Genomic DNA, 21,593 nt, shown 5'->3' on the forward strand with positions numbered 1-21,593 from the left:
AACTGGCTAAATGATGAAAAAAATCGTTCTGACAATGTTGTTACTGGCAAGCTCAGGCGCCGCGCTGGCGGCACCACAGGTGATTACCGTGAGCCGTTTTGAAGTGGGCAAGGACAACTGGGCCTTCACCCGCGAAGAGGTGATGTTAACCTGCCGCCCGGGTAATGCGCTTTATGTGATTAACCCGAGCACCCTGGTGCAGTATCCGCTGAATGATGTCGCCGAGCAGGAAGTGAAGGCCGGTAAGACTACCGCGCAGCCGATTTCAATCATCCTGGCTGACGATCCGCAGCATCCGGGGCAAAAAATGAGTCTGGCGCCGTTTATCGAACGAGCACAAAAGCTCTGCTGATAATTACCTATATCACGTTGTTTTAAAGATAAAAAACCGCCTGCGTCTTGTGGAAAAACGCGGCGGTTTTTTGTTGGCGCAACGGATTTTGTCAGCAATTTTTCAACCGCTTTTGTCGCGGACTGGAAAAGCTGACACAGTCAACTATTCTTATAAGGCAAGGCGACTTAGCCTGCATTAATGCCAACTTTTAGCGCACGGCTCTCTCCCAAGAGCCATTTCCCTGGACCGAATACAGGAATCGTGTTCGGTCTCTTTTTATCTGAAGTTCAGCGAGTTAATAATATCCATTTTTGACTGCCCAAACGGCCGAACGCTCAGCTTTTCCCCTTATATCACAACAAAAACACTCTTAACATTATTTTTACATAAAATTTGTCCCGTTAATGGCCGAGTTCAGACATGCTGGCCGGAATCCTGTACCGTTCTTAATAGGTCACGGTGACGGTGACGATATCCGAATATACTCCTGCGGGTTTACTGGTCTGGCTGGGATTTATCTGTACTGTGTAGTTTACATCCTGTGATGCGCCGGTGCCGCTGAAGCTCAGATTATTGGTTGGCGTCCATGCACTGCCTGAAGGCTGATAAAACTGATATTGCAACCCGTAATTCACCTGGTTAATGCTCGCAATAAGCTGCCGCCATCCGCCAGCGAGGGCATTGGCGCTGGTGAGGTTGACGGTATAGGTTGCGTTTTTAGTACAGCGAACGGAAAGTTTGTTGCTAAGCGTGGTAAAGCTTGAAGGAATTGACGCCGGAGTAAAGGCGACATCAGGAGCATTATCGATGTAACAGAAATTGGTAACAATTAGCTTCACATTCAGCGTGACGGTTTGCTGGCCGGTGGCATAGTTGCAGGTAATAATGCCGGAAACGCAAATCCGGTAATCCCAATGAATACTAATGGTGTCAGTATAAGTACCCGCAGGTACGTTGAGTCCGGCCGGGATCTTCAAATACAAAGGCAGCGAACCGTCGCTGGCATTAAATAACCCAAGCAGGCCGATGAGTGAAGTGATACTCCATGTTTTGGTATAGCCAATATTGTAAATTTCCGAACAATTGGTATCTGAGCAGATGTTGTAAGGAACCACGTCGGTACCGGTGGTGCTCATCATTTGGGGTGTGGTGCCCGAGGGATGATCGGAGGAAAGAATCCTGGCGTTTATCGTATTTGTACTGAGTAGCGATAGGGCACTGCCGGAACAGGAAAAACCAGACCCCGATTTGACCGTTTGCTGAGTGTTTGCCAGCGTAAAAGAGTCAACAGAACCAAAACTTGCATCGTTTGAGAGCTGAAATGAACAACTAATATCCGCGCGCGCCGTTGCACAAAGCAGAAAGAATAGCGCGCACAGTAAAAACAGATGTTTCAATTTTCTATCCTTATTCTTCAATGGCAGCTAATCGGGCCGATACGTTGCGGTACCGGCGTTGATTCCGGCAACTCGAATTGAGCCGTACACACGCCGCTGGCAGCGTGAATAACCAATTTGTTGTGTTGAGTGAGATGACTGAACCACACCAGTCCGTCGTAACCAACCAGCCCCGATTGCTGGCTGCTGACTTCTTCAACCGACGTGCCTGGCGGAAGAGGGTTGCCCGCTTCATCGACCAGGGTAATCGAAGCGGAACGGACGCGGGTGACCGGGAAATCCACCAGCGCGCCGCTGGATTCCCGTATCGCAATTCGTTTTTCTACGACTTTAGCCTCAACGTCCGTGGGCAGCGGTAAGGTGTCGAGGGTCACTTTGCCAGGATACCAGGCGGTGGCCCACGGGATTAGCAGATGGCCACTCTTGTCGGTCGTTCCGACTTTACGGTTTTCGTAATTAACTGCGACATCCGGATAGCCAGCGGTCGAGACGACGATAAACGCATCGCTGATCCTGCGCGCGAAGAACAGGCTGCTATCCATCAACACCACCGAACCAGCTGCTTCAAACCAGCCCTGATTATCATGCTGGGAACCGTAATAACCGCCACTTAACGTTGAAACATCATTTACCCAGGTTAAATCCGCCTGACTATAGCGATCTCCGGTAACGGAGTGGGCCAAATTCCAACCTAATCCACCGTCTGCGGGAGCGGAGCGGTTGTAGGCGACGTTTTGCCCCCATTCGCCGGAGCTGGCGCGCTGACTGCTTAACTGCAATGAGCCGAAACTGTCGAAAGGAATGGTTATCTGCATCATACTGGAATAAGTATTTGCCTGCAGATCCCGGTTAATGCTGATGTTGAAGCTGCTATTTCGCCACAGGCTACGGCTCCAGGATAAGTTCATCAGGCGGGTGCGGCTGTCATCCTGCGCCTGGATATCGAAATAACCAAGGCTAAATGAACCCAGTATTTTTCCCCATGGGCTGAGGCTTAATGTTGCCTGGTCTGACTGACGGCTGAGCGTTACCGTCGATCGATAGCTGGAGAGATTAGCGAAATTCTCGCTGCGTTGAATATGTTGATAGTTAATCCCCCAGATATTGCCGTAATACGAATAACCAGCGGAATACTGGTCACCCTGCCCATCGCCCTTACTCGTGCTGGCGGACAGACTCAGCGTACCCAGCGCGCCAATAGCGATGTCGCTGCCAACCCCGCCATTAGTTAATCCTTGCCGATCTTCTGTATGCATTGACAGCGTGAGCCAGTTGGTTAAACCGTAGCGATAAATTGCGCTGATGGCACCAGCGCCATAGTCGGCATTTTTAATGCCGTAGTTATTACGCAACGCGCCGAGGGTAAAATCGAAATCGCTGAGTCCCTGGCGCAGCAGGGTGTTTGAGACGTAAAAAGGGACGCTGGTAGAGACTTGACGGCCAAGAGCATCGGTTGTGACGATGGTTGCTTCACCAGCGCCGCTAATGTACGGCACGTTAGTCAGGGTATACGGACCGCCGTTAATTTGCGTTGAGCTGGCTTTATAACCGTTGATAAACAGATCGACGCTTGAAGGGACTGCTGCGCTACCGGATAGATTCAATAACGGGTAAGTGACCAGGTCCGGACGAACCGAAAAGTTACGGCTGAGGCGAATACCGCCGAGGCGCACCGAACTACTCCAGGTTAACGCATTGCTCACCACGTCGCCTGCCTGGTAGCTGAGCATATTTTCAGGATCGCTATACTTCCACAGCGAATCGTAGCGGATATATCCCTGTTGGCTATCATCGCGGCGGGATGACCAGTTTTGTCTGATAACGGCATTATTAGAAAAAACGCCCGCCGGGCCGAAAAAGCGAAATTCCGTAGAGGTACTGGTGGTTCGGTCGCCGGCGGAAGATGCCAGACTGTAGGAGTCATAGTTAAACAACAGTCCTGGGGTACTGATGGCCTGCAGATACTCCTGTTCGCGACTATTGCCAATATGCTGTTCCGGCAGCCAGCTATCAGGAACGGTTAATTTCAGCATCTGCCCGGCCTGATCGTAGACGACGTTGACGTCTGCTAACTGCCCGACATCGACCAGCGTTTTGCCATCGGGCACCGGGATCCACAGCTGCTTGAGTACAGCCGCAGAGACCCAATAACGATTATTTACTACTTTAACCGGTACGGTTCCCACGGGAGTATTACCGTTAACGGAAATACCCAAATACAGCACGTACTCCTGCTGTTGGTTGAGTATAGCCGCAGGTGCAGGTAAAGAATCATAAGTCGCCGACCATGTCGTTGCCGAAGCGATGACCAGCAGACCGCAGGTTCCAATGAGGAGCCTCATAATTAACGCGCTGCCGGAATTTCCACCGCCTGGCTATTATCCGTTAACTTCGCATACAGACGTATACCGGCTCTGTTTTCCGGGTGACCTGAGATCGGGAAACAGACGCGGCGTTTAGCCAGTACATAACCCAATAAACCCTGCGTTTGTTCTATCTGCGATTTTCCCGCAGCGGTTGCCCAGTAGACGTTACTCAGCCTGGCGTGCTGATTTCCGCCATTGTTAATGCACAGACTCTGACCGCTAAGTGACCAGTTTAACGTGGTTCGTAGCAGCTCTATGCCGTTTTCCAGCTTCAACGGATCCGCACCCTGCCCATAGGTGAACAGAGGCAATACGTAACGCATGCGCATATTCAGGCCGGCGGAGCTTTTGTCTGTCTGTTTTATCGGTTGCGCCGCGGGGATTTCGTCAATCACGATACGGTATGATTTTTCCTGGCCGCTGGCGACTGGCGAAACGCGCATCAGGCGGATAAGTTGACGCTGGCCGGGTTGCACATTGGCAAAGGGCGGGCTGGAGACGACGTCATTCTGATCGGCGTAAACATCTTTCGATTCTCTTTGATCCCAGCCGAAGATGCGTAGCTGTAAATTGACCGCCGTCTCGCCGCGGTTTTCCAGCCACAGTTCAGAGCCTTTTTCGCTGGCGCTGATGGTTTGAAAAATAGGCCAGACCAGCACCGAGCTGGCGGCGCAGGCGTTAGTACTTATTGCTGAACCCAGCAAAACAACAATACAACGACGAATCATATTCAACCTGTCTTATTTTAATAGGTCAGCGTGACCGTAACGGTATCACTGTATGAACCCTGCGCCGGAAAGCCATTCGTGGCAAAAAGGCGGCCATAAACCGTATAAGTTTGTGTCGTGTTGGGGAATGAGGCGACGCTGTAAGCTTGAGCGCCGGTCCCCCAAACGGTAGAGCGGTTAGCATCCTGAAAAAGCTGGTAAGCCAGCGTATTGCCGGTGCTGTTGGACATATAGCGTTGGGCCGCGGAGCCGCCGTTGACACCGTAGTCAAGCGCCAGCGAGATCGCCATCCCCGGCGTACACGCGACGACGATTGAGCCAGCGCCAGCGGAGCTAGCGACATCAACATTGCTATAAAGCGACGACATGGAGCCAAAATTTAAGGTGCCAAAATCAGCGCCAGGTGTTCCTGTTCCGTTGCCAAGCAGGCAGCCGGTCGTGATCTGGGCGGTAACCTTGAAGGTTTTCTGCGCGGTGTCAGCCCAGACGGCTGTGGTCGAAAAAAAGAATATGAGTAGCCAAATTACGCGCGACATGACATCCATTTCTCCACAGTGTTACCAGGTTAATGTCGCGGTGACCATGTCCTGGTAGAAGCCCGCAGCAGGGGCGGTTACGCCTCCTTGGTCCGCCGGCAGCACTCGGGCATAAATCGGGATTTCCTGAGCGCTACCTGTCCCCGTGATACCGATACCGGCACTGGTAAATTCAGCCTGACGGGTGCTATTTGAGTAAAGCCGGTAGGCAATTTGATCGCCGTCGGCGCTTTGCATTTGGCGCAGTCCGTTTGTTCCTGCATGTTGGCCGTTATTCAATGTCAGCGTCGCGGGAAGGTTATTGCTACAGACGATAGAGACAGCGCTGGCGCCGCCGCTGCCAATCAGATTGCTATCTATGGCGTTAACCAAATCGCTATAGGTGCCGAAATCAATGGTACCCCAGTTGTTTACGCCGCTTGCGCTGGAACCATTGGTGACGGTACAGCCCGAGCCGATAGTCAATTGCACCCCGACCTGACCCGTCAATGTACCTGTGGTTAGCCCAGCTGCAGTGACCCATGGCGCCTGAACGAGAAGCGCTGTTGTGATAAAGCCGCCAAGCAAAATGCGCGAAATAGTGTTGACGTTCATGATGAACCTCTGGATTGAAAGCCGCTAAGTAAAACCCTGTTTTTGTGAGCATGAGATTAATCCCATTAATCAACATATAATCGCTCTCTGGAAAAATGCTTATTTTTTTACAATGAACTTATAGTTGGTGTTTTTATGGTGTTTTATGCTTTATATTTTGTGAATGTTTATTTTTATTATTGGTTTTTAGGTGTTTTGAGCGTTGTAAATTCTGAGCATGGCGAGGTGGCGAAGGGGGGACTGTGTACAATTTTTGCAATTGTCGTGTTAGCGCATATTTTTAGCGAAATGCCAGGGAAAAAGTTGGTAGGGATGAGCATATAAAAACAGCAGAAAAGAAGACACCTGCACGCAACCAGACCCATGGTGCAGGTGAAAATTGGGTCTACATCGGAAGTCGTCAGTATACATATTTGTATGACAAATGAAATAAGGCAATGATGGAATGTTTTACAATTAATGCGGTTCTTCGGCTAATCGACGTCGTAATTCTGCAAGTTGTTAATAATTGAACTAAGTTTTCGGCCGCGAGCAATATGGAGAATTATTCTGGCGCGATCAGTGCCGGATAAAGTGACGTTTCCAGATAGCTGACCAATATCCATATCTCGTCACTGAATATAAACCATAGGGCACTACCTAAAATAAGCAGGATAACCAGCAGCAGGAAAATCTCAGTTTTACTCATGGGTCAATGGCCAACTTAAACCGATTATCAACAGGCCACGATATTAACCAAAGAATGTACAAATGAAAACGCCGTTATTTAAAACGGCGAATCTTTTTCGTAATAAGACGTGAATATTTATTTTACACTTAGCAGATTAGCCACCTGTACGGCCATCTCATCCATTAGCTGGAAACGGCGGCGATATTCGGCACGCTTCTTGCTCGCGATACTTTCCAGCGATTTTCTTTCCAGTTTCAGCGGCAAGCGCCAGCGGTAACTATCCTCACGCACACCTTCAATTGATTGCCAGAACTCATCATAGCTGGCATGGAAGTGCCGGCCTTTGCTTAAACGATAGCGCAGCGCGCGGAATACGTGGCCATTATCGCTAACGGCGTAAATAGCCTGAATATTGCTTTGGCCGGCCAACAGCCAGATGAATTCCAGCAGCAGACGTTTGGGAAACAGGCCGTAGCAGGCGCGGGTCGCGTGTTTAATCACCTCATGAGAAACATGGCGGCGGGGCCCCTGCAGGCCGCCGATGACCAGTTGCCACTGCCCTTGGTGGCGGATTACGCTAAACGTGACGCTGGCCAACAACTGGTGATGGCTATCGCGAAGCCAAAGGGTGGTTTCACCTTCCCGCTCTGCTTTCCCGGCTGACGAGGCAAAGAGCGTAAAGGCCGCATCATCTTTAGCGGACAGGGTCAGTAACGGTAGTTCTGACGGCGATATCATGGCCATCGCCAGCCGGTTTTCGCCCAACGAGTCGACGTACTGATAGTGGCTGATGATGGCCTGGGAACGCTGACGCGCGTTTAGATCGCGCACTAAATACTGACGATGTACTTTACCTGGAAGCGTAGCCTGCGCAGCCAACAGTTGGCGGAAATCACTACGTGCCGAAAGGGTGTCCAGCATTTCTCGGGTCGGCTGATAAAATAATGCCGTACGCAACAAGAATTTGAGCCGAAAGTTGCGTTTTTGCCAGATTGGCGCAGGCGTGATACGCCCCATTACGAGATCGGCAATCAAATTTGAGCGTTGCTGCAGTGTGCATGATGAATGCAGGCTATTGTCCGTCACGATGTCATACCTCGTCATTATTTTATTTTTATTTTACGGATCTCGCGGGACAAGCTTAATGGTTCGCCAGACTATATTTACGCCTTGTTTAACGTTGATTGACGTATGAATTTTCAACCTCGTTTTCAGACATATTTTGTATAATTAACAGAGGGGGTGAAATATGTATCAGCGATTGGCAGGTAGCACCTGGCGTAATATTTGGCTGGTGGGCGATCTACATGGTTGTTTTGCTTTATTAATGTCCCAGCTGCGCCAGCTTAAATTTGATCCCTGGCAGGATCTTCTTATTTCTGTTGGCGATCTGATTGACCGTGGGCCGCAAAGCGTGGAATGTCTGGGGTTGCTGCGTTGCCGGTGGTTCAGAGCGGTGCGCGGTAACCATGAGCAAATGGCGCTGGATGCGCTGGCGAGCGGGGAAATGGCACTGTGGACGATGAACGGTGGCGAGTGGTATCCAACCGCCTCACAAGAACAGAAACGGTTGGCTGATTTGCTGTTTAACCGCTGCCGGGATGTGCCGTTAATCATTGAACTCCGCTGTCAGGATACCACCCACGTGATTGCCCATGCCGACTATCCCGCCAGCGTTTATCATTGGCAGTTGCCCGTGGACGAACATCAGGTGCTCTGGGGCCGCCAGCGTTTAACCGATCATCTGGCGGGGCGGCACGGTGAGATAGCCGGGGCGGATCACTTTTGGTTTGGCCATACGCCGCTTAAACGCCGTTACGATAGCGATAACCAACACTACATTGACACCGGCGCGGTGTTTGGCGGAGAGCTAACGCTGGTGCAGCTGCAGTGAGCCGCTTAAAAATCGCTGTATTCCGTCGCCGGTCGCCAGAAGCCGTCGATAAAATCTTCTACCGGGAAACAGCCTCCCTGGCGAATTCGTTGGTCGTCCATAGCGACGAGGCATTGTCGTTCGTTATCATAGACATCCACTACGATGTCTTCGCACCCGCCGTCCAGATAGCAAATGAATAATACTAAGGCAAACATCCCGCCCTCATTAGCGAATGAACATAAGGTAAGTGTAGGGGAAGTTGGCGCAGCGGGGGAGGGATATAAATAACCCGTCTCAGGCGACGGGTTCATTTGAGTCAGGCAAGGCGCATGACCCAGGCATCGGATTGGCGATCGTAATGTTTGCGGTAAAGCACAGAATGTTCGCCATTAAGAATGGCGGGAACGCTGGTTTCGGCATCCCAGGCGTCTAATTGCATGCATAAGTCAGGATCGGATTTGCAAGGAATGCTTAACGTTCGCTCACCCTGTGACTCGCCATGCAGCTCGGCGTCGTCGATCTCAAACGCGCCGATTCGTACGTTAGTTTTACTCATCATTCACCCCGTTTGTCTGCTGAGTTGTGGTACGACCAGTTAGGCCGTCATTTTTCAGCGTAGACAACGGGGAGTAAATCGCCAGTCAAAAAGTGCGCTTTTTGGCGCGCGGTCACGACTTTCCAGCGAAGAGTTTGCCGTCGCGCACCAGTTCGCGGGGGTAACTGTTTTTCAACCGCGATCCCACACGCTTGGCAAGTCCTAATGGCGTTCCCTGGAACGTGACAATCACTTCATCCTGCCGCGGCGGCGCCTCGGGATAGACATCGCGTCCACGATACCACTCTTCCGCTTCCGCTAAGGTGAGCTCAAACGGCTCCTCTGGCGCGGCAAGCGCGATCGCTGCTTCATGCTGCCAGCGGTAGCCTTTGTTATGCGTTTCAGCGAGGCGGATCCCGATGCGCGAAAAACGGACGTTGCCGATTAGCGCTTCCAGCGCCTGTGGGAACAGCCAGATTTCTTTATCACGCTGCCACAGATGAAGATGCTCTCCCCAATGCAGGCCAACGGCGTTGGCGGCTGCGGTGACAGCCGCTGCCTCACGTCCTTTCATCGGCGCGAAAGGGAACTTACCCACTTTATAGCCGGGCGCAGGCAGCGGATCGATAGAGGCGGTTTTACGCAGGCGGGCAACGAAAAAACCCTCACAATCAAAAATCTGCGGGAACACGTGCAGGAAGCCTTCGTCGGTGAGCGCCTCGCGGGCCTGTGGGAACAGTGAATCCAGCGTCAGGACTTCTACCGCCTGCGGGTAGGTCTGCAGGAGCCAGTTTATCACTTCCTCGTTTTCTTCACGGTTCAGTGTACAGGTGGAGTAAACGAGGGTGCCGCCAGGACGCAGAGCGTGAAAGGCGCTGTCAATGAGCTCACGTTGGGTGGCGGCAATCTCCTGATTACTTTCTGGCGACCAGTTTTTCAGCGCGTCGGGATCTTTTCGCACTACCCCTTCGCCCGAGCAGGGGGCGTCGAGCAAAATCGCGTCGAAGCACTCAGGCAGAGCGGCGCCGAAGACGCGCCCGTCGAAGTGGGTGAGGGCAACGTTCGTGATGCCGCAGCGGCTGATATTGGCGTGCAGCACTTTCACCCGACTGGCGGAGAATTCGTTAGCCAGAATCCCGCCGCGATTGCTCATACGAGCGGCGATTTGCGTCGTTTTGGAACCCGGCGCGGCGGCGACGTCCATCACTCGCTCAGGCATGTTCCCATCGGCGAACAGCGCCGCTACCGGCAGCATCGAGCTCGCTTCCTGAATATAAAAGAGCCCGCTCAGATGCTCGGCGGTGCTGCCAAGCGGTAATACATCGTCGTCATCGCGCTCGATCCAGAAACCCTCGGCGCACCACGGAACCGGCGTTAACTGCCAGCCGTAAGGGGCGACCAGTTGCAGAAAATCAGCGACCGTAATCTTCAACGTATTGACGCGGATACTGCGACGCAGCGGACGCTGGCAGGCGGCGATAAAGTCATCGAAAGAGAGATGCGTTGGCATAGCCGCACGCATTTGAGCGAGGAAGGGTTCCGGAAGATAGACAGCGTTTTGAGCCACGAGCAGCGCACCACAAGAAAAAAGGGTGCGCAGTTTACCATAAACGCCCCGGAGCGGGACACCGGGGCGTTTTATGGGACATTGGGAATTAATTAGGTAGCGCCGTTCCCCAGTCGCGCCACTCTTTCGGCTCGCTTTCCAGCAGCAGGAAGTGCTTGCCATCCTGCGCTTTCGGCGCCAGCGGCGTTCCCGGCGGCGTGGCAAAGGCGATACCGCCGCGAATAAACTGGTTGAAGGTTCCTGTTTTCACCACGCCGCCAATCAGGCCGAAGTCGAGGCTATAGCCGGAAGCCAACCAGAACACCGAGTTGTTGCGCACTAAGTACTGATAACGCTTACTGATACGCAGCTTAACCATTACGCGGTCGGACATTGAACCCAGGGTCAGCCCGGTCACGGTGCCCACTTCCAGGCCGCGGAACAGCACCGGCGTACCAATATCGAGCGAACCGGCTTCCGGCACTTCGACGATAATACTCAGGCCATCGATGTAGCGGGAATCGGTGATGGTGGTGTCCTGAATCTCAAAGTCGCGGCGCGGCGAACCACGGCCGGGTTCAACGTTGATATAAGACTGGAAAATCGTGTCCAGATGTTCAACGCCGGCGGCAGAGATCTGCGGCGTAATCACCGAGAAACGCGTCCCGGCACGGGCAAAGGTGCCAACATACTCCGGATAAAGTACCGCTTTGGCCTGAACTTCATTCTTTGCCGTGATCAGTTCCAGCGACTGGATCTGGCCGATATCGATACCGAGGTAGCGAATCGGCATACCCGCCGCCATTTTACCGGCATCGAAAGCGTGCAGCGTGATCTGGCCGCCCACCGCGCGGGCAGCGGTTTCGGAGGCGTACAGGATACGCTTATTGTTCAAGCGCGCGTTGGCGCTGCTGCCGCTGAGGTTATCGAAGCTGATGGCGCCTTTCAGCGCGCGCGCCAGCGGTGACGCCTGCACGGTTAGCCCATTACCGTCGAGTTTTACCTTTGCGCCGCCTTCGGCCCAGAAGACGCTGTTATTGGTCAACAAATGGCGATATTCCGGTTTGATATGCAGATCGATATCGAATGCGTTGCTGCGCGGCTTCACCGAGATGATCTCGCCGACGGCGAATTTGCGATACAACACTACCGAGCCTGCCTGCACATCGGGCAGCGTTTCCGCAGAAAGGCTTAGCGTGGTGGTTGGGATTTCACTAAGGCTATTTTCCTGCGCTTTTTCCAGGTTGGCATACAGCGGATAGCGGCTCTGCATTTCCCCTTTTTCGCCGGGGATGATGCGGATCCCGCCATCAACCCATTCGCTGGCGCTGGCGCCGAGTACCTGCACGCCATCCAGCCCAACTTTCACATCAAGGCGGCTGTTGACGACAAATTTGCTATCGCCGCGTACCAGATTGCGATACTCCGGCGCAATGGCGACCTGGAAAGTGACACCCTCTGCGGTTAGCTTGCGTTCCAGTACCTGGCCCACTTTCACGCCGTGCAGCATCAGCGGCTGGCCGGCGGAAACGCCATAGCTTTCCGGCGCCGATAACGTCACGGTGGCGACGTTAGGCTCATCCAGCAGCGCTTTATCGGCTGGCATAACCATAAAGTGATTGCGCGGTTCGCCGTCACCGGGTACCAGTTCGAAGGTGTTGCCGGTGAGTAGGGCGCTGACGCTTGGGTTATCCAGCGAGATTTTCGGCTTCTTCATTTGAATCAGCGTTTTATCCCGAAGCAGGGTGACCACGCTCGGGTCGACGGTCATCTCACCGCTAACTTTACCGCCGGGATTGAGATTGAGTTTGGTTAACTGACCCACTTCCAGCCCCTGGTACATCAGCGGCGTAGAGCCCGCCTTCAACCCATCGCCGTCGGGCAGCTCCAGCGTCACCAGCACGCCGCGCTGGCTGTGCGCCAGATCCTCATACAGGTTGTACTCGTCGTTTTGCGCCGCCGCTTTGGAGTCGTCTGGCGAGTCAAAGGCGATGGCGCCGTTAACTAACGCGGAGAGATTTTCCAGCTGGACTTTGGCGCCACTCAGGCTGACGTCGGCTTTAATCCCGGAGACGTTCCAGAACCGACTGCCTTTTTTAACAAGATTGGTGAAGCGACGCTCGATTAATACATCAATCGTCACCCCCTGATTGTTGGCGTTGAGCGTGTAGTCATACACCCGGCCAACCGGAATTTTACGGAAATAGACCAGCGAGCCGCTGTTCAGCGAGCCGAGATCCGGCGCCTGCAGATGAATCATTAGTTCGCCGTTGTTGATGCGGTATTTTGGCTGAGTATCCAGGGCGACGAAGTGATCTTCCTGTTCGCCTTTGCCCGGCATCATGCCGATATAGTTACCGCCGACCAGCGCATCCAGCCCGGAAACGCCGGCCAGTGAAGCTTTTGGCGTCACCAGCCAGAACTGGGTGTCTTTGCGCAGCGCGTCTTTCATATCGCTCTTCACGCTGGCGGAAACTTCGATCTTGCTGAGGTCCTTACTCAAAGAGATATCCTGTACCGTACCAACTTCTACCCCTTGATAGCGGATAGGCGTACGCCCCGGAACAATCCCGTTTGCGGACTGGAAATCGATGGTAATCGTCGTTCCCCGGCCTTCAAAGCTGGTCCAGATGAGCCATCCGGCAATCATCAGCGCGATGACCGGCAACAACCAGAATGGCGAGATACGACGTTTGGTTTTTATTTTGGCTTCAGTCGGCGAAGCGGGCGTTTCCTGACTCATGAGCGTCCCAAAGTAAGCGGCTGTCCAGCCATTCAACTGCAAGGATAGTTAAAATCACCGCGCCGCCGAAGTACACCGCCGCCGGCCCCATGGTAAAAGCCAGGAGCTGATCGCGGTTTATCAACGACATGGTTAATGAGATAACAAACAGATCCAACATCGACCAGCGGCCGATCCAGGTAATCAGCCGCAGCAGCAGGATACGCGTACGTAGCCCCTGTTCACATTTGAATTGTATGCTGACCAGCAGGGTAAATAACACTATAACTTTGGTGAATGGTACCAAAATACTGGCGATGAACACTACGCCGGCGATAGCGATGTTGCTGTTGGCAAGTGAAATAATGCCCGAAAGAATCGTATCTTCCTGGCGCGAGCCATTGACGTAGATTATCGATATCGGCAGCAGGTTGGCCGGCAGCAGGAAAACCAGCGACGCAATCAGGGCCGCCCAGCTACGCTGCAGGCTTTGCGGCCGGCGATGATGCAGCGAAGTATGGCACCGGCGGCAGCGGCCGCGGGAGTCGCGATAACCGGTATAGTGACAGCCGGTGCAAACCTGAAGATTGGTGTCGTAGCGCATTGCCGGTCGTTCGGGATAAAAACGCTCCCACAACTCTTCAACGTTCATGTGGATGAGCGTCAGGATGCTGAGTAGGGTCAGCGCGATAAAGGCGATCAGGCCGATGCCGGGCTGCAGGAAGGCATAGTCCTGGACCTTAATGGAGGCGACGCCGATACCGACCAGATAAATGTCCAGCATCACCCACTCTTTCAGTTTGCCGAGCATCAGCAGCACCGGACGCAGGTTCATCCCCAGCACGTTGCCAAGCCAAAGGTAGGCGATGGATACCACCAGCAGGACGGGCGCAACCACGGCGCAGAAGAGCACCATCGCGGCGGTAATGGGGTCGCCCTGGTTGGTCATCTGCCAGATCCCCTGCAGGACGTTAGCGTCAATGCGCACGCCGAGCAGATGCAAACGCAGCAGCGGCTCGCTCCAGGCGAACGGCATCAGCAACATCATCGTAAACGCCATACTGGCAAGCCGGGAGAGGGACCAATCGCGGCCGTCGCGTACTTTCGCGTTGCACCGCGGACACCAGGCGCATTGATTTCTTTTCACAACCGGTATGCGGAACAGCATGTCGCACTGCGTACAGCGCTGATAGTGCGCATGCGGCGTTGGCGAACTGACCGAATGAACGGTAATCTTCTTCGTCGGCGTGATTGAGGGTGTTTTTATCAGCATTTATTACGTTCGGGAATGAATGTATCCCACTATATTAACCCAGGAATGAATTCATCTTGAGCCCGAAGGCATTTAATGCTTATTTTAGTAGGCATCTGCAGATGAGATAGTAAGACAACTAAGTGATTAAAAAATGAACAAAACAGAATTCTACGCGGATCTGAACCGCGATTTCCAGGCGCTTATGGCAGGCGAAACCAGTTTTTTGGCAATGATCTCCAATACCAGCGCGTTGTTGTTTGAACGCCTGGAAGAGGTCAACTGGGCCGGTTTTTACCTGCTGGAAGGCGACACGCTGGTGCTGGGGCCGTTCCAGGGTAAGCTGGCCTGTGTACGTATTCCTGTCGGCCGCGGCGTGTGCGGTTCCGCCGTGGCGCAGAACCGCGTCCAGCGCGTGGAAGATGTCCATGCCTTTGATGGCCATATCGCCTGTGACGCCGCCAGCAATTCGGAAATCGTCTTTCCGTTGCAGGTGAATAATCAGATTATCGGCGTACTGGATATCGATAGCACGGCGTATTCCCGCTTCACCGCAGAAGACGAACAGGGGCTTGCAGAGCTGGTCTCGCGCCTTGAAACGCTGATTGCGGCGACCGATTATCAAAAAATCTTTGCCCACGTCGCAGGATAATCAACGGATAACGTAGCATTTAGCGATGACGTCATTATAATGACGCCTGTTCATGCCTGCGGCTTGTTGGCTACGTCCGTTGTAATCAGGAAATTTCATGGAAAATCAACCTAAGTTGAATAGCAGTAAAGAAGTAATCGCGTTTCTGGCCGAACGTTTTCCTCAGTGTTTCAGCGCTGAAGGCGAAGCGCGCCCCCTGAAAATCGGTATTTTTCAGGATCTTGTAGAGCGAGTTGGCGGCGAGATGAATCTCAGCAAAACCCAACTGCGCGCTGCCTTACGTCTTTATACTTCGAGCTGGCGTTATCTGTACGGCGTGAAAGCGGGAGCGATTCGCGTCGATCTCGACGGCAACCCGTGCGGCGAACTGGAAGAGCAACACGTTGCTCACGCCCGTCAGCAGCTCGAAGAAGCCAAAGCCCGCGTTCAGGCGCAGCGCGCCAGCCAGCAGGCGAAGAAGCGCGAAGCCGCTGCCGCGGCAGGCCAGCAGGAAGAAGGGGCACGCCGCGAGCGTAAACCGCGTCCTCAGCCGCAGGCTCGCCGTAAAGAAGGTAGTGAACAGCGTAAGCCGCGTCCTGCAGCTGCCAAAGCACCGCGTGAAGAGCAACGCCTTACCCCGGTGTCTGACGTCTCTGTATTGAGCGTCGGTCAGGCTCTGAAGGTGAAAGCAGGCAACAACGCAATGGACGCCACCGTTGTGGAAATCACCAAAGATGGCGTTCGTGTACAGCTGACTTCTGGTATGTCAATGATTGTACGCGCAGAACACCTGGTGTTCTGAAACGGAGGCCGGGCCAGGCATGAACAAACTTTTTAAGCTCACCGCGCTTGCGGGCCTGCTAGCAATAGCAGGCCATGCCTTCGCCGTGGACGATATCACCCGAGTCGATCAAATTCCCGTGCTGAAAGAAGAGCCGCAGCACGCGACGGTGAGTGAGCGCGTTACCTCGCGCTTTACTCGTTCCCATTATCGGCAGTTTGATCTCGACAACGCCTTTTCGGCAAAAATTTTCGACCGCTATCTGAATCTGCTGGATTACAGCCATAACGTGCTGCTGGCCAGCGACGTTTCTCAGTTTGCGGCGCAAAAAAATAAAATCGGCGACGAACTGCGCAGCGGTAAACTGGACGTTTTCTACGACCTGTATAACCTCGCGCAGAAGCGTCGCTTTGAGCGTTACCAGTACGCCTTAAAGGTACTGGATCGTCCGATGAATTTTACCGGCAACGACAACTTCAATCTCGATCGCAGCAAGGCGCCGTGGCCGAAGGATGAAGCCGAGCTTAACGCGTTGTGGGACGCCAAGGTGAAGTTCGATGAACTAAGCCTGAAGCTGGCGGGTAAAGACGAGAAAGAAATTCGTGAAACCCTGACTCGTCGCTACAAGTTTGCGATTCGTCGCCTGGCCCAAACCAACAGCGAAGACGTCTTCTCGCTGGCAATGACCGCTTTCGCGCGCGAAATCGACCCGCATACCAACTATCTCTCCCCGCGTAACACCGAACAGTTCAATACTGAAATGAGCTTGTCTCTGGAAGGTATTGGCGCGGTGCTGCAAATGGACGACGACTATACGGTGATCAATTCACTGGTTGCCGGTGGTCCTGCGGCGAAGAGCAAAGCGATTAGCGTTGGCGACCGTATCGTCGGCGTCGGTCAGCCGGGTAAGAGCATGGTCGATGTCATCGGCTGGCGGCTGGACGATGTTGTCGCGCTGATCAAAGGGCCGAAGGGCAGCAAAGTTCGCCTGGAAGTTCTGCCGGCTGGCAAAGGGGCGAAAACCCGAATTGTTACTCTGACCCGCGAACGTATTCGTCTTGAAGACCGTGCGGTTAAGATGTCGGTCAAAACCGTCGGTAAAGAAAAAGTCGGCGTGCTGGATATCCCGGGCTTCTACGTTGGCCTGACCGATGACGTCAAAGTGCAACTGCAGAAGCTGGAAAAACAGAATGTCAGCAGCATCGTCATCGATCTGCGCAGTAACGGCGGTGGCGCGCTGACGGAGGCGGTTTCGCTCTCTGGTCTGTTTATCCCATCCGGCCCGGTGGTACAGGTGCGTGATAACAACGGTAAGGTTCGCGAAGATAGCGATACCGACGGTGTCGTCTACTACAAAGGTCCGCTGGTGGTCCTGGTCGATCGCTTCAGCGCCTCGGCATCGGAAATTTTTGCCGCCGCGATGCAGGACTATGGCCGTGCGCTTATCGTCGGCGAGCAGACCTTTGGTAAAGGAACCGTTCAGCAGTATCGTTCGCTAAACCGTATCTACGATCAGATGCTGCGCCCGGAATGGCCGGCGTTAGGTTCCGTACAGTACACCATCCAGAAGTTCTACCGCATTAACGGCGGCAGCACTCAGCGTAAAGGGGTTACTCCGGACATCATGATGCCAACCGGTAAAGAAGATCGCGATACCGGCGAGCAGTATGAAGATAACGCGCTGCCGTGGGATAGTATCGATCCGGCGACCTACGTGAAGTCCGGCGATATGAAACCGTTCGAACCTGAACTGCTTAAGCGCCATGAAGACCGTATCGCGAAAGATCCGGAATTCCAGTACATCATGAAGGATATTGCGCGCTTTAACGCTATGAAAGACAAGCGCAATATTGTTTCTCTGAACTACGCGCAGCGTGAGAAAGAGAATGAAGAAGATGATGCGATTCGTCTGGCGCGAGTGAACGATCGCCTGAAACGCGAAGGCAAGCCGCTGCTCAAAAAGATTGACGATCTGCCGAAGGATTATCAGGAACCGGATCCGTATCTTGATGAGACCGTGCATATCGCCATTGACCTGGCGCAACAGGAAAAAGCTCAGCCTCCGGTAGAGCCGCCGGTTAGCAAATAACTCCTCAACGGGCACAAGTGATTGTGCCCGTTTCTTTTTCTCTCTTCATCTGCCCGTCGACTTTATTCAACAAAAATGTCAACACTCTCTCAGGGTGTCAGCGATATGCTACAAAATGTAAAGTTGTGTCTTTCTCGTGACTTAGCAGGGCCTGATAGTTGAAAATTAGCATCTGACCCATACGATATGGGTATCGCATAGTGCGTTTTGTTAAATCGAGGTAAAAAGAATATTATGATGCGAATCGCGCTTTTCCTGCTGACTAACCTGGCAGTCATGGTGGTATTTGGCCTGGTGCTTAGCCTGACGGGGATCCAGTCGAGCAGCATGACCGGCCTGTTGATCATGGCGCTGCTATTTGGTTTTGGCGGCTCGATCGTTTCGCTGCTGATGTCGAAATGGATGGCGCTGAAGTCGGTTGGTGGGGAAGTTATCGAGCAGCCGCGTAACGAAACTGAGCGTTGGCTGATGAACACCGTCGCGCAGCAGGCGCAGCAGGCGGGCATCGGCATGCCGCAGGTGGCGATTTATCACGCCCCGGACATTAACGCCTTCGCCACCGGCGCGCGCCGCGACGCTTCTCTGGTCGCCGTGAGCACCGGCTTGCTGCAGAATATGAGCCGTGATGAAGCGGAAGCCGTTATCGCTCACGAAATCAGCCATATTGCCAATGGCGACATGGTCACCATGACGCTGATTCAGGGGGTAGTGAACACCTTCGTTATCTTTATCTCCCGCGTTATCGCGCAGATTGCGGCTGGTTTCCTCGGCGGTAATCGTGAAGATGAAGGCGAAAGCAGCAACGGTAACCCGCTTATCTACTTTGCGGTCGCTACCGTACTGGAGCTGGTGTTTGGTATTCTCGCCAGCATCATTACCATGTGGTTCTCGCGCTACCGTGAATTCCACGCCGATGCTGGTTCCGCCAAACTGGTCGGCCGTGAGAAGATGATTGCTGCGTTGCAGCGCTTGAAAACCAGCTATGAACCGCAGGAAGCGAGCAGCATGATGGCGTTCTGTATCAACGGTAAAGCGAAGTCGATGAGCGAACTGTTCATGACCCACCCGCCGTTGGATAAACGCATTGAAGCGCTGCGCAGCGGGGAATACCTGAAATAATCTGGCGTGCAGACGTTGAAAATAAAAATCCGCAGCTTTCGGGCTGCGGATTTTTTTTGGCCGCGCGTTATCAGGCGGCGCGCGGTTGAGTTACGCGTAGCCCGCTGATGGCGGCGGCAACCACCGCCAGGGCGCCTGCCAGCAGAAGCGCGGTATGGGTGCCGCTATCGCCCGCCAGGTTAAACAGCAGGGCGACCAGCGCGGCGCCGCTACTTTGTCCCAGTAAGCGTGCGGTACCTAACATGCCGCTGGCGCCGCCGCTGCGATGACCTGGCGCGGAGGAGACAATAGTATGGTTGTTTGGCGACTGAAACAGCCCGAAGCCCGCGCCGCACAGCGCCATCCGCCAGATAATATCGAGGTCGGAAGGGGAAGAGGGTAATAGCGCAAGGCCAAACAGGCCGCAGGCCATGATCAGCAACCCCATTGCCCCCAGTAGCCCGGCATGAACTTTCTCTATCAGGTAACCCGCCAGAGGGGCCATCACCATGGTCGCCAATGGCCACGGCGTTAACAGCAGCCCGGTCTCTACTTCACTGCGTCCGATAACGGTTTGCAGGAAAAAGGGCAGGGATACCATCGCCAGCATCTGGGCGCAAAATGAACAGATCGAGGTGCAGATAGAGAGCGAAAAGATCGGAATTCGCAGTAAATCTACGGGTAGCAGTGGTACCGGCATGCGCAACTGCCGGCGCACAAAGAAGAAGCCGATAATCAGCATGGCGATGACTTCCGCGAGCACCAGATAACCGGATTGCCCCTGGGCAAAGCCGCCGAGCGCCGTGATGAGCAGCCCGAAGGTGAGAGCGTTCATGATCGCGCTCGGCAGATCGAAACGGGTAATTTTGCTGGCGGCGCTGTTGGGCGGCAAAAAACGCATAGCGAGGAAAATAGAAATAATCCCCAGCGGTACGTTGATTAAAAACAGCCATTGCCAGGAGGCGAGCGAAAGAATAGCGGCGGCAATGGTTGGCCCCGCGGCGGAGGATACGGCAACAACGAAAGAGTTGATGCCCATTCCGCGTCCTAGCTGCCTTTTAGGATAGATAAGGCGAATCAGCGCCGTGTTGACGCTCATCAGCGCTGCGCCACCTAAACCTTGAGCCACTCGCGCCAGCGTCAACATCTCAAGGCTTCGGGAAAGTGCGCAAATCAACGAGGTGATAGTAAATACCACCAGACCGATTTTATAGATGCGCCGATAGCCAACCATATCGCCAAGAAACGATAGCGGTAGGAGGGCGATGACAATAGCGATTTGATAAGCGTTGACTATCCAGATTGACGATGCCGGCGAAGCATTGAGGTCGGTGGCAATCGTCGGCAGGGCGACGTTGGCGATAGCGCCATCAAGTACGGCCATCGTCAAGCCTAAAACAATCGTCAGAATGGCGCCGTAGCGCTGCGGCGCCGGCAGGCCATCCAAAAATTTTTTATCCATGTGAAGTTAAAGTCTTAGAGGAAACTATTTTCTGATTAATGATTTTAGCATTGATTATTCAACCATAAGTCGCAGATTTGTAACCAACTCGCAGAACAACGATTGCGACGGTCATAATGTGAATTTATAATAAAAAACAGTTCTGAATTTTATAAAACAGTTACGATGAGGTGAACAATGGCAGCTGCTGATATGGATAAACAGCCAGATTCTGTCTCTTCAGTATTAAAAGTTTTTGGCATCCTGCAGGCTTTGGGCGAAGAGCGTGAGATTGGTATCACCGAATTGTCACAGCGTGTGATGATGTCTAAAAGCACGGTGTATCGTTTTTTACAGACTATGAAGTCGCTGGGCTATGTCGCACAGGAAGGCGAGTCTGAGAAATATTCTTTAACGTTGAAGTTGTTCGAGCTTGGCGCGCGGGCATTGCAGAACGTTGATCTGATCCGCAGCGCGGATATCCAGATGCGCGAAATTTCGCGTCTGACTAAAGAGACGATTCACCTCGGCGCGCTGGATGAAGACAGCATCGTTTATATCCACAAAATTGATTCCATGTATAACCTGCGGATGTATTCGCGTATCGGTCGTCGTAATCCGCTGTATAGCACCGCCATTGGTAAAGTGCTGCTGGCGTGGCGCGAGCGGGCGGAAGTCGAGCAAATCATGGAGGGCGTGGAGTACAAACGTAGCACCGAGCGAACCATTACCGATACCAGCGAGCTGTTGAAAGTGCTGGACCAGGTGCGCGAGCAGGGCTATGGCGAAGACAATGAGGAGCAGGAAGAAGGATTACGCTGTATTGCGGTGCCGGTCTTCGATCGCTTTGGCGTGGTGATTGCCGGCTTGAGTATTTCCTTCCCGACGCTGCGCTTCTCTGAAGAACGTTTGCACGAGTATGTGGCGATGCTGCATGCCGCCGCGCGTAAGATTTCCGAGCAGATGGGTTATAACAATTATCCGTTCTGATAGTCAG

At 53.4% G+C, this 21,593-nt stretch carries 19 protein-coding genes and 1 pseudogene; 7 read left to right on the forward strand and 13 right to left on the reverse strand.

What is annotated here, in order from left to right; all coding sequences use genetic code 11:
• Positions 1-10 precede the first annotated feature (10 nt).
• A complete protein-coding gene (locus tag ABLV78_RS09245; RefSeq protein ID WP_072251410.1) occupies positions 11-352 on the forward strand; it encodes a YebY family protein in 342 nt (113 codons plus the stop codon).
• Positions 353-780: 428 nt separating this feature from the next.
• On the opposite strand, the gene ABLV78_RS09250 is transcribed toward ABLV78_RS09245, so the two are convergent.
• The 7 genes from ABLV78_RS09250 to ABLV78_RS09280 form a co-directional block, all read right to left on the reverse strand.
• Positions 781-1,731, reverse strand: coding sequence for a Csu type fimbrial protein (locus ABLV78_RS09250; RefSeq protein WP_047045323.1), 951 nt, complete (start codon positions 1,729-1,731; stop codon positions 781-783).
• Positions 1,732-1,748: 17 nt separating this feature from the next.
• On the reverse strand, positions 1,749-4,073 hold the full coding sequence (locus ABLV78_RS09255; RefSeq protein ID WP_047045321.1) for a fimbria/pilus outer membrane usher protein: 2,325 nt from the start codon (positions 4,071-4,073) through the stop codon (positions 1,749-1,751).
• Positions 4,074-4,075: 2 nt separating this feature from the next.
• A complete protein-coding gene (locus ABLV78_RS09260; protein ID WP_047045318.1) occupies positions 4,076-4,825 on the reverse strand; it encodes a fimbrial biogenesis chaperone in 750 nt (249 codons plus the stop codon).
• A 17-nt stretch (positions 4,826-4,842) separates the two neighbouring features.
• Positions 4,843-5,361: a Csu type fimbrial protein gene (locus ABLV78_RS09265; protein WP_047045373.1), complete on the reverse strand. Its 519-nt coding sequence runs from the start codon at positions 5,359-5,361 to the stop codon at positions 4,843-4,845.
• Between the two features lie 21 nt (positions 5,362-5,382).
• Positions 5,383-5,955 (reverse strand): Csu type fimbrial protein, encoded by a 573-nt coding sequence (locus tag ABLV78_RS09270; RefSeq protein ID WP_047045315.1) that lies wholly within the window; start codon positions 5,953-5,955, stop codon positions 5,383-5,385.
• A 544-nt stretch (positions 5,956-6,499) separates the two neighbouring features.
• Complete coding sequence (locus ABLV78_RS09275) at positions 6,500-6,643, reverse strand: Ecr family regulatory small membrane protein (protein WP_141097069.1); 144 nt, start codon at positions 6,641-6,643, stop codon at positions 6,500-6,502.
• Between the two features lie 117 nt (positions 6,644-6,760).
• Positions 6,761-7,729 (reverse strand): VirK/YbjX family protein, encoded by a 969-nt coding sequence (locus ABLV78_RS09280; protein ID WP_047045312.1) that lies wholly within the window; start codon positions 7,727-7,729, stop codon positions 6,761-6,763.
• A 145-nt stretch (positions 7,730-7,874) separates the two neighbouring features.
• On the opposite strand from ABLV78_RS09280, the gene pphA reads away from it, so the two are divergent.
• Positions 7,875-8,519, forward strand: a complete 645-nt coding sequence (gene pphA / locus ABLV78_RS09285) for a protein-serine/threonine phosphatase (protein ID WP_047045310.1) — start codon at positions 7,875-7,877, stop codon at positions 8,517-8,519.
• A gap of 5 nt (positions 8,520-8,524) precedes the next feature.
• Here the strand turns inward: pphA and ABLV78_RS09290 are convergent, their stop codons facing one another.
• The 5 genes from ABLV78_RS09290 to yebS form a co-directional block, all read right to left on the reverse strand.
• Positions 8,525-8,716 (reverse strand): YdfD/YebW family protein, encoded by a 192-nt coding sequence (locus ABLV78_RS09290; protein WP_047045307.1) that lies wholly within the window; start codon positions 8,714-8,716, stop codon positions 8,525-8,527.
• Positions 8,717-8,817: 101 nt separating this feature from the next.
• On the reverse strand, positions 8,818-9,057 hold the full coding sequence (locus ABLV78_RS09295) for a YebV family protein (RefSeq protein WP_015705939.1): 240 nt from the start codon (positions 9,055-9,057) through the stop codon (positions 8,818-8,820).
• Between the two features lie 112 nt (positions 9,058-9,169).
• Positions 9,170-10,603, reverse strand: a complete 1,434-nt coding sequence (gene rsmF, locus ABLV78_RS09300) for a 16S rRNA (cytosine(1407)-C(5))-methyltransferase RsmF (protein ID WP_072058217.1) — start codon at positions 10,601-10,603, stop codon at positions 9,170-9,172.
• An 88-nt stretch (positions 10,604-10,691) separates the two neighbouring features.
• Positions 10,692-13,325: a PqiB family protein gene (locus tag ABLV78_RS09305; RefSeq protein ID WP_047045299.1), complete on the reverse strand. Its 2,634-nt coding sequence runs from the start codon at positions 13,323-13,325 to the stop codon at positions 10,692-10,694.
• A complete protein-coding gene (gene yebS / locus ABLV78_RS09310; RefSeq protein ID WP_047045296.1) occupies positions 13,294-14,577 on the reverse strand; it encodes a membrane integrity lipid transport subunit YebS in 1,284 nt (427 codons plus the stop codon). Before yebS ends, ABLV78_RS09305 begins: the two co-directional genes overlap by 32 nt.
• Positions 14,578-14,710: 133 nt before the next feature.
• Here yebS and msrC point away from each other — a divergent pair.
• The 4 genes and pseudogenes from msrC (at position 14,711) to htpX (ending at position 19,176) form a co-directional block, all read left to right on the forward strand.
• Positions 14,711-15,224 (forward strand): annotated as a pseudogene (gene msrC, locus ABLV78_RS09315) (free L-methionine (R)-S-oxide reductase MsrC).
• Between the two features lie 81 nt (positions 15,225-15,305).
• A complete protein-coding gene (gene proQ / locus ABLV78_RS09320) occupies positions 15,306-15,989 on the forward strand; it encodes an RNA chaperone ProQ (protein ID WP_015366026.1) in 684 nt (227 codons plus the stop codon).
• Positions 15,990-16,008: 19 nt separating this feature from the next.
• A complete protein-coding gene (gene prc / locus ABLV78_RS09325; RefSeq protein WP_047045293.1) occupies positions 16,009-18,057 on the forward strand; it encodes a carboxy terminal-processing peptidase in 2,049 nt (682 codons plus the stop codon).
• Between the two features lie 234 nt (positions 18,058-18,291).
• Positions 18,292-19,176 carry a protease HtpX gene (gene htpX / locus ABLV78_RS09330; RefSeq protein WP_045390374.1) on the forward strand — a complete coding sequence of 295 codons (885 nt, stop codon included), beginning with the start codon at positions 18,292-18,294 and terminating at the stop codon, positions 19,174-19,176.
• A gap of 70 nt (positions 19,177-19,246) precedes the next feature.
• On the opposite strand, the gene ABLV78_RS09335 is transcribed toward htpX, so the two are convergent.
• The gene (locus tag ABLV78_RS09335) at positions 19,247-20,617 is read right to left on the reverse strand and encodes an MFS transporter (RefSeq protein ID WP_047045290.1); all 1,371 of its coding nucleotides are present in this window, start codon (positions 20,615-20,617) and stop codon (positions 19,247-19,249) included.
• A 177-nt stretch (positions 20,618-20,794) separates the two neighbouring features.
• Here ABLV78_RS09335 and kdgR point away from each other — a divergent pair, with 177 nt between their 5' ends.
• Entirely contained in the window at positions 20,795-21,586 is a 792-nt protein-coding gene (gene kdgR, locus ABLV78_RS09340; protein WP_045390378.1) for a DNA-binding transcriptional regulator KdgR, read from the forward strand.
• The last annotated feature ends 7 nt before the right edge of the window (positions 21,587-21,593 follow it).

The organism is Klebsiella sp. CN_Kp075 (assembly GCF_040065055.2).
Classification (GTDB): domain Bacteria; phylum Pseudomonadota; class Gammaproteobacteria; order Enterobacterales; family Enterobacteriaceae; genus Klebsiella; species Klebsiella aerogenes.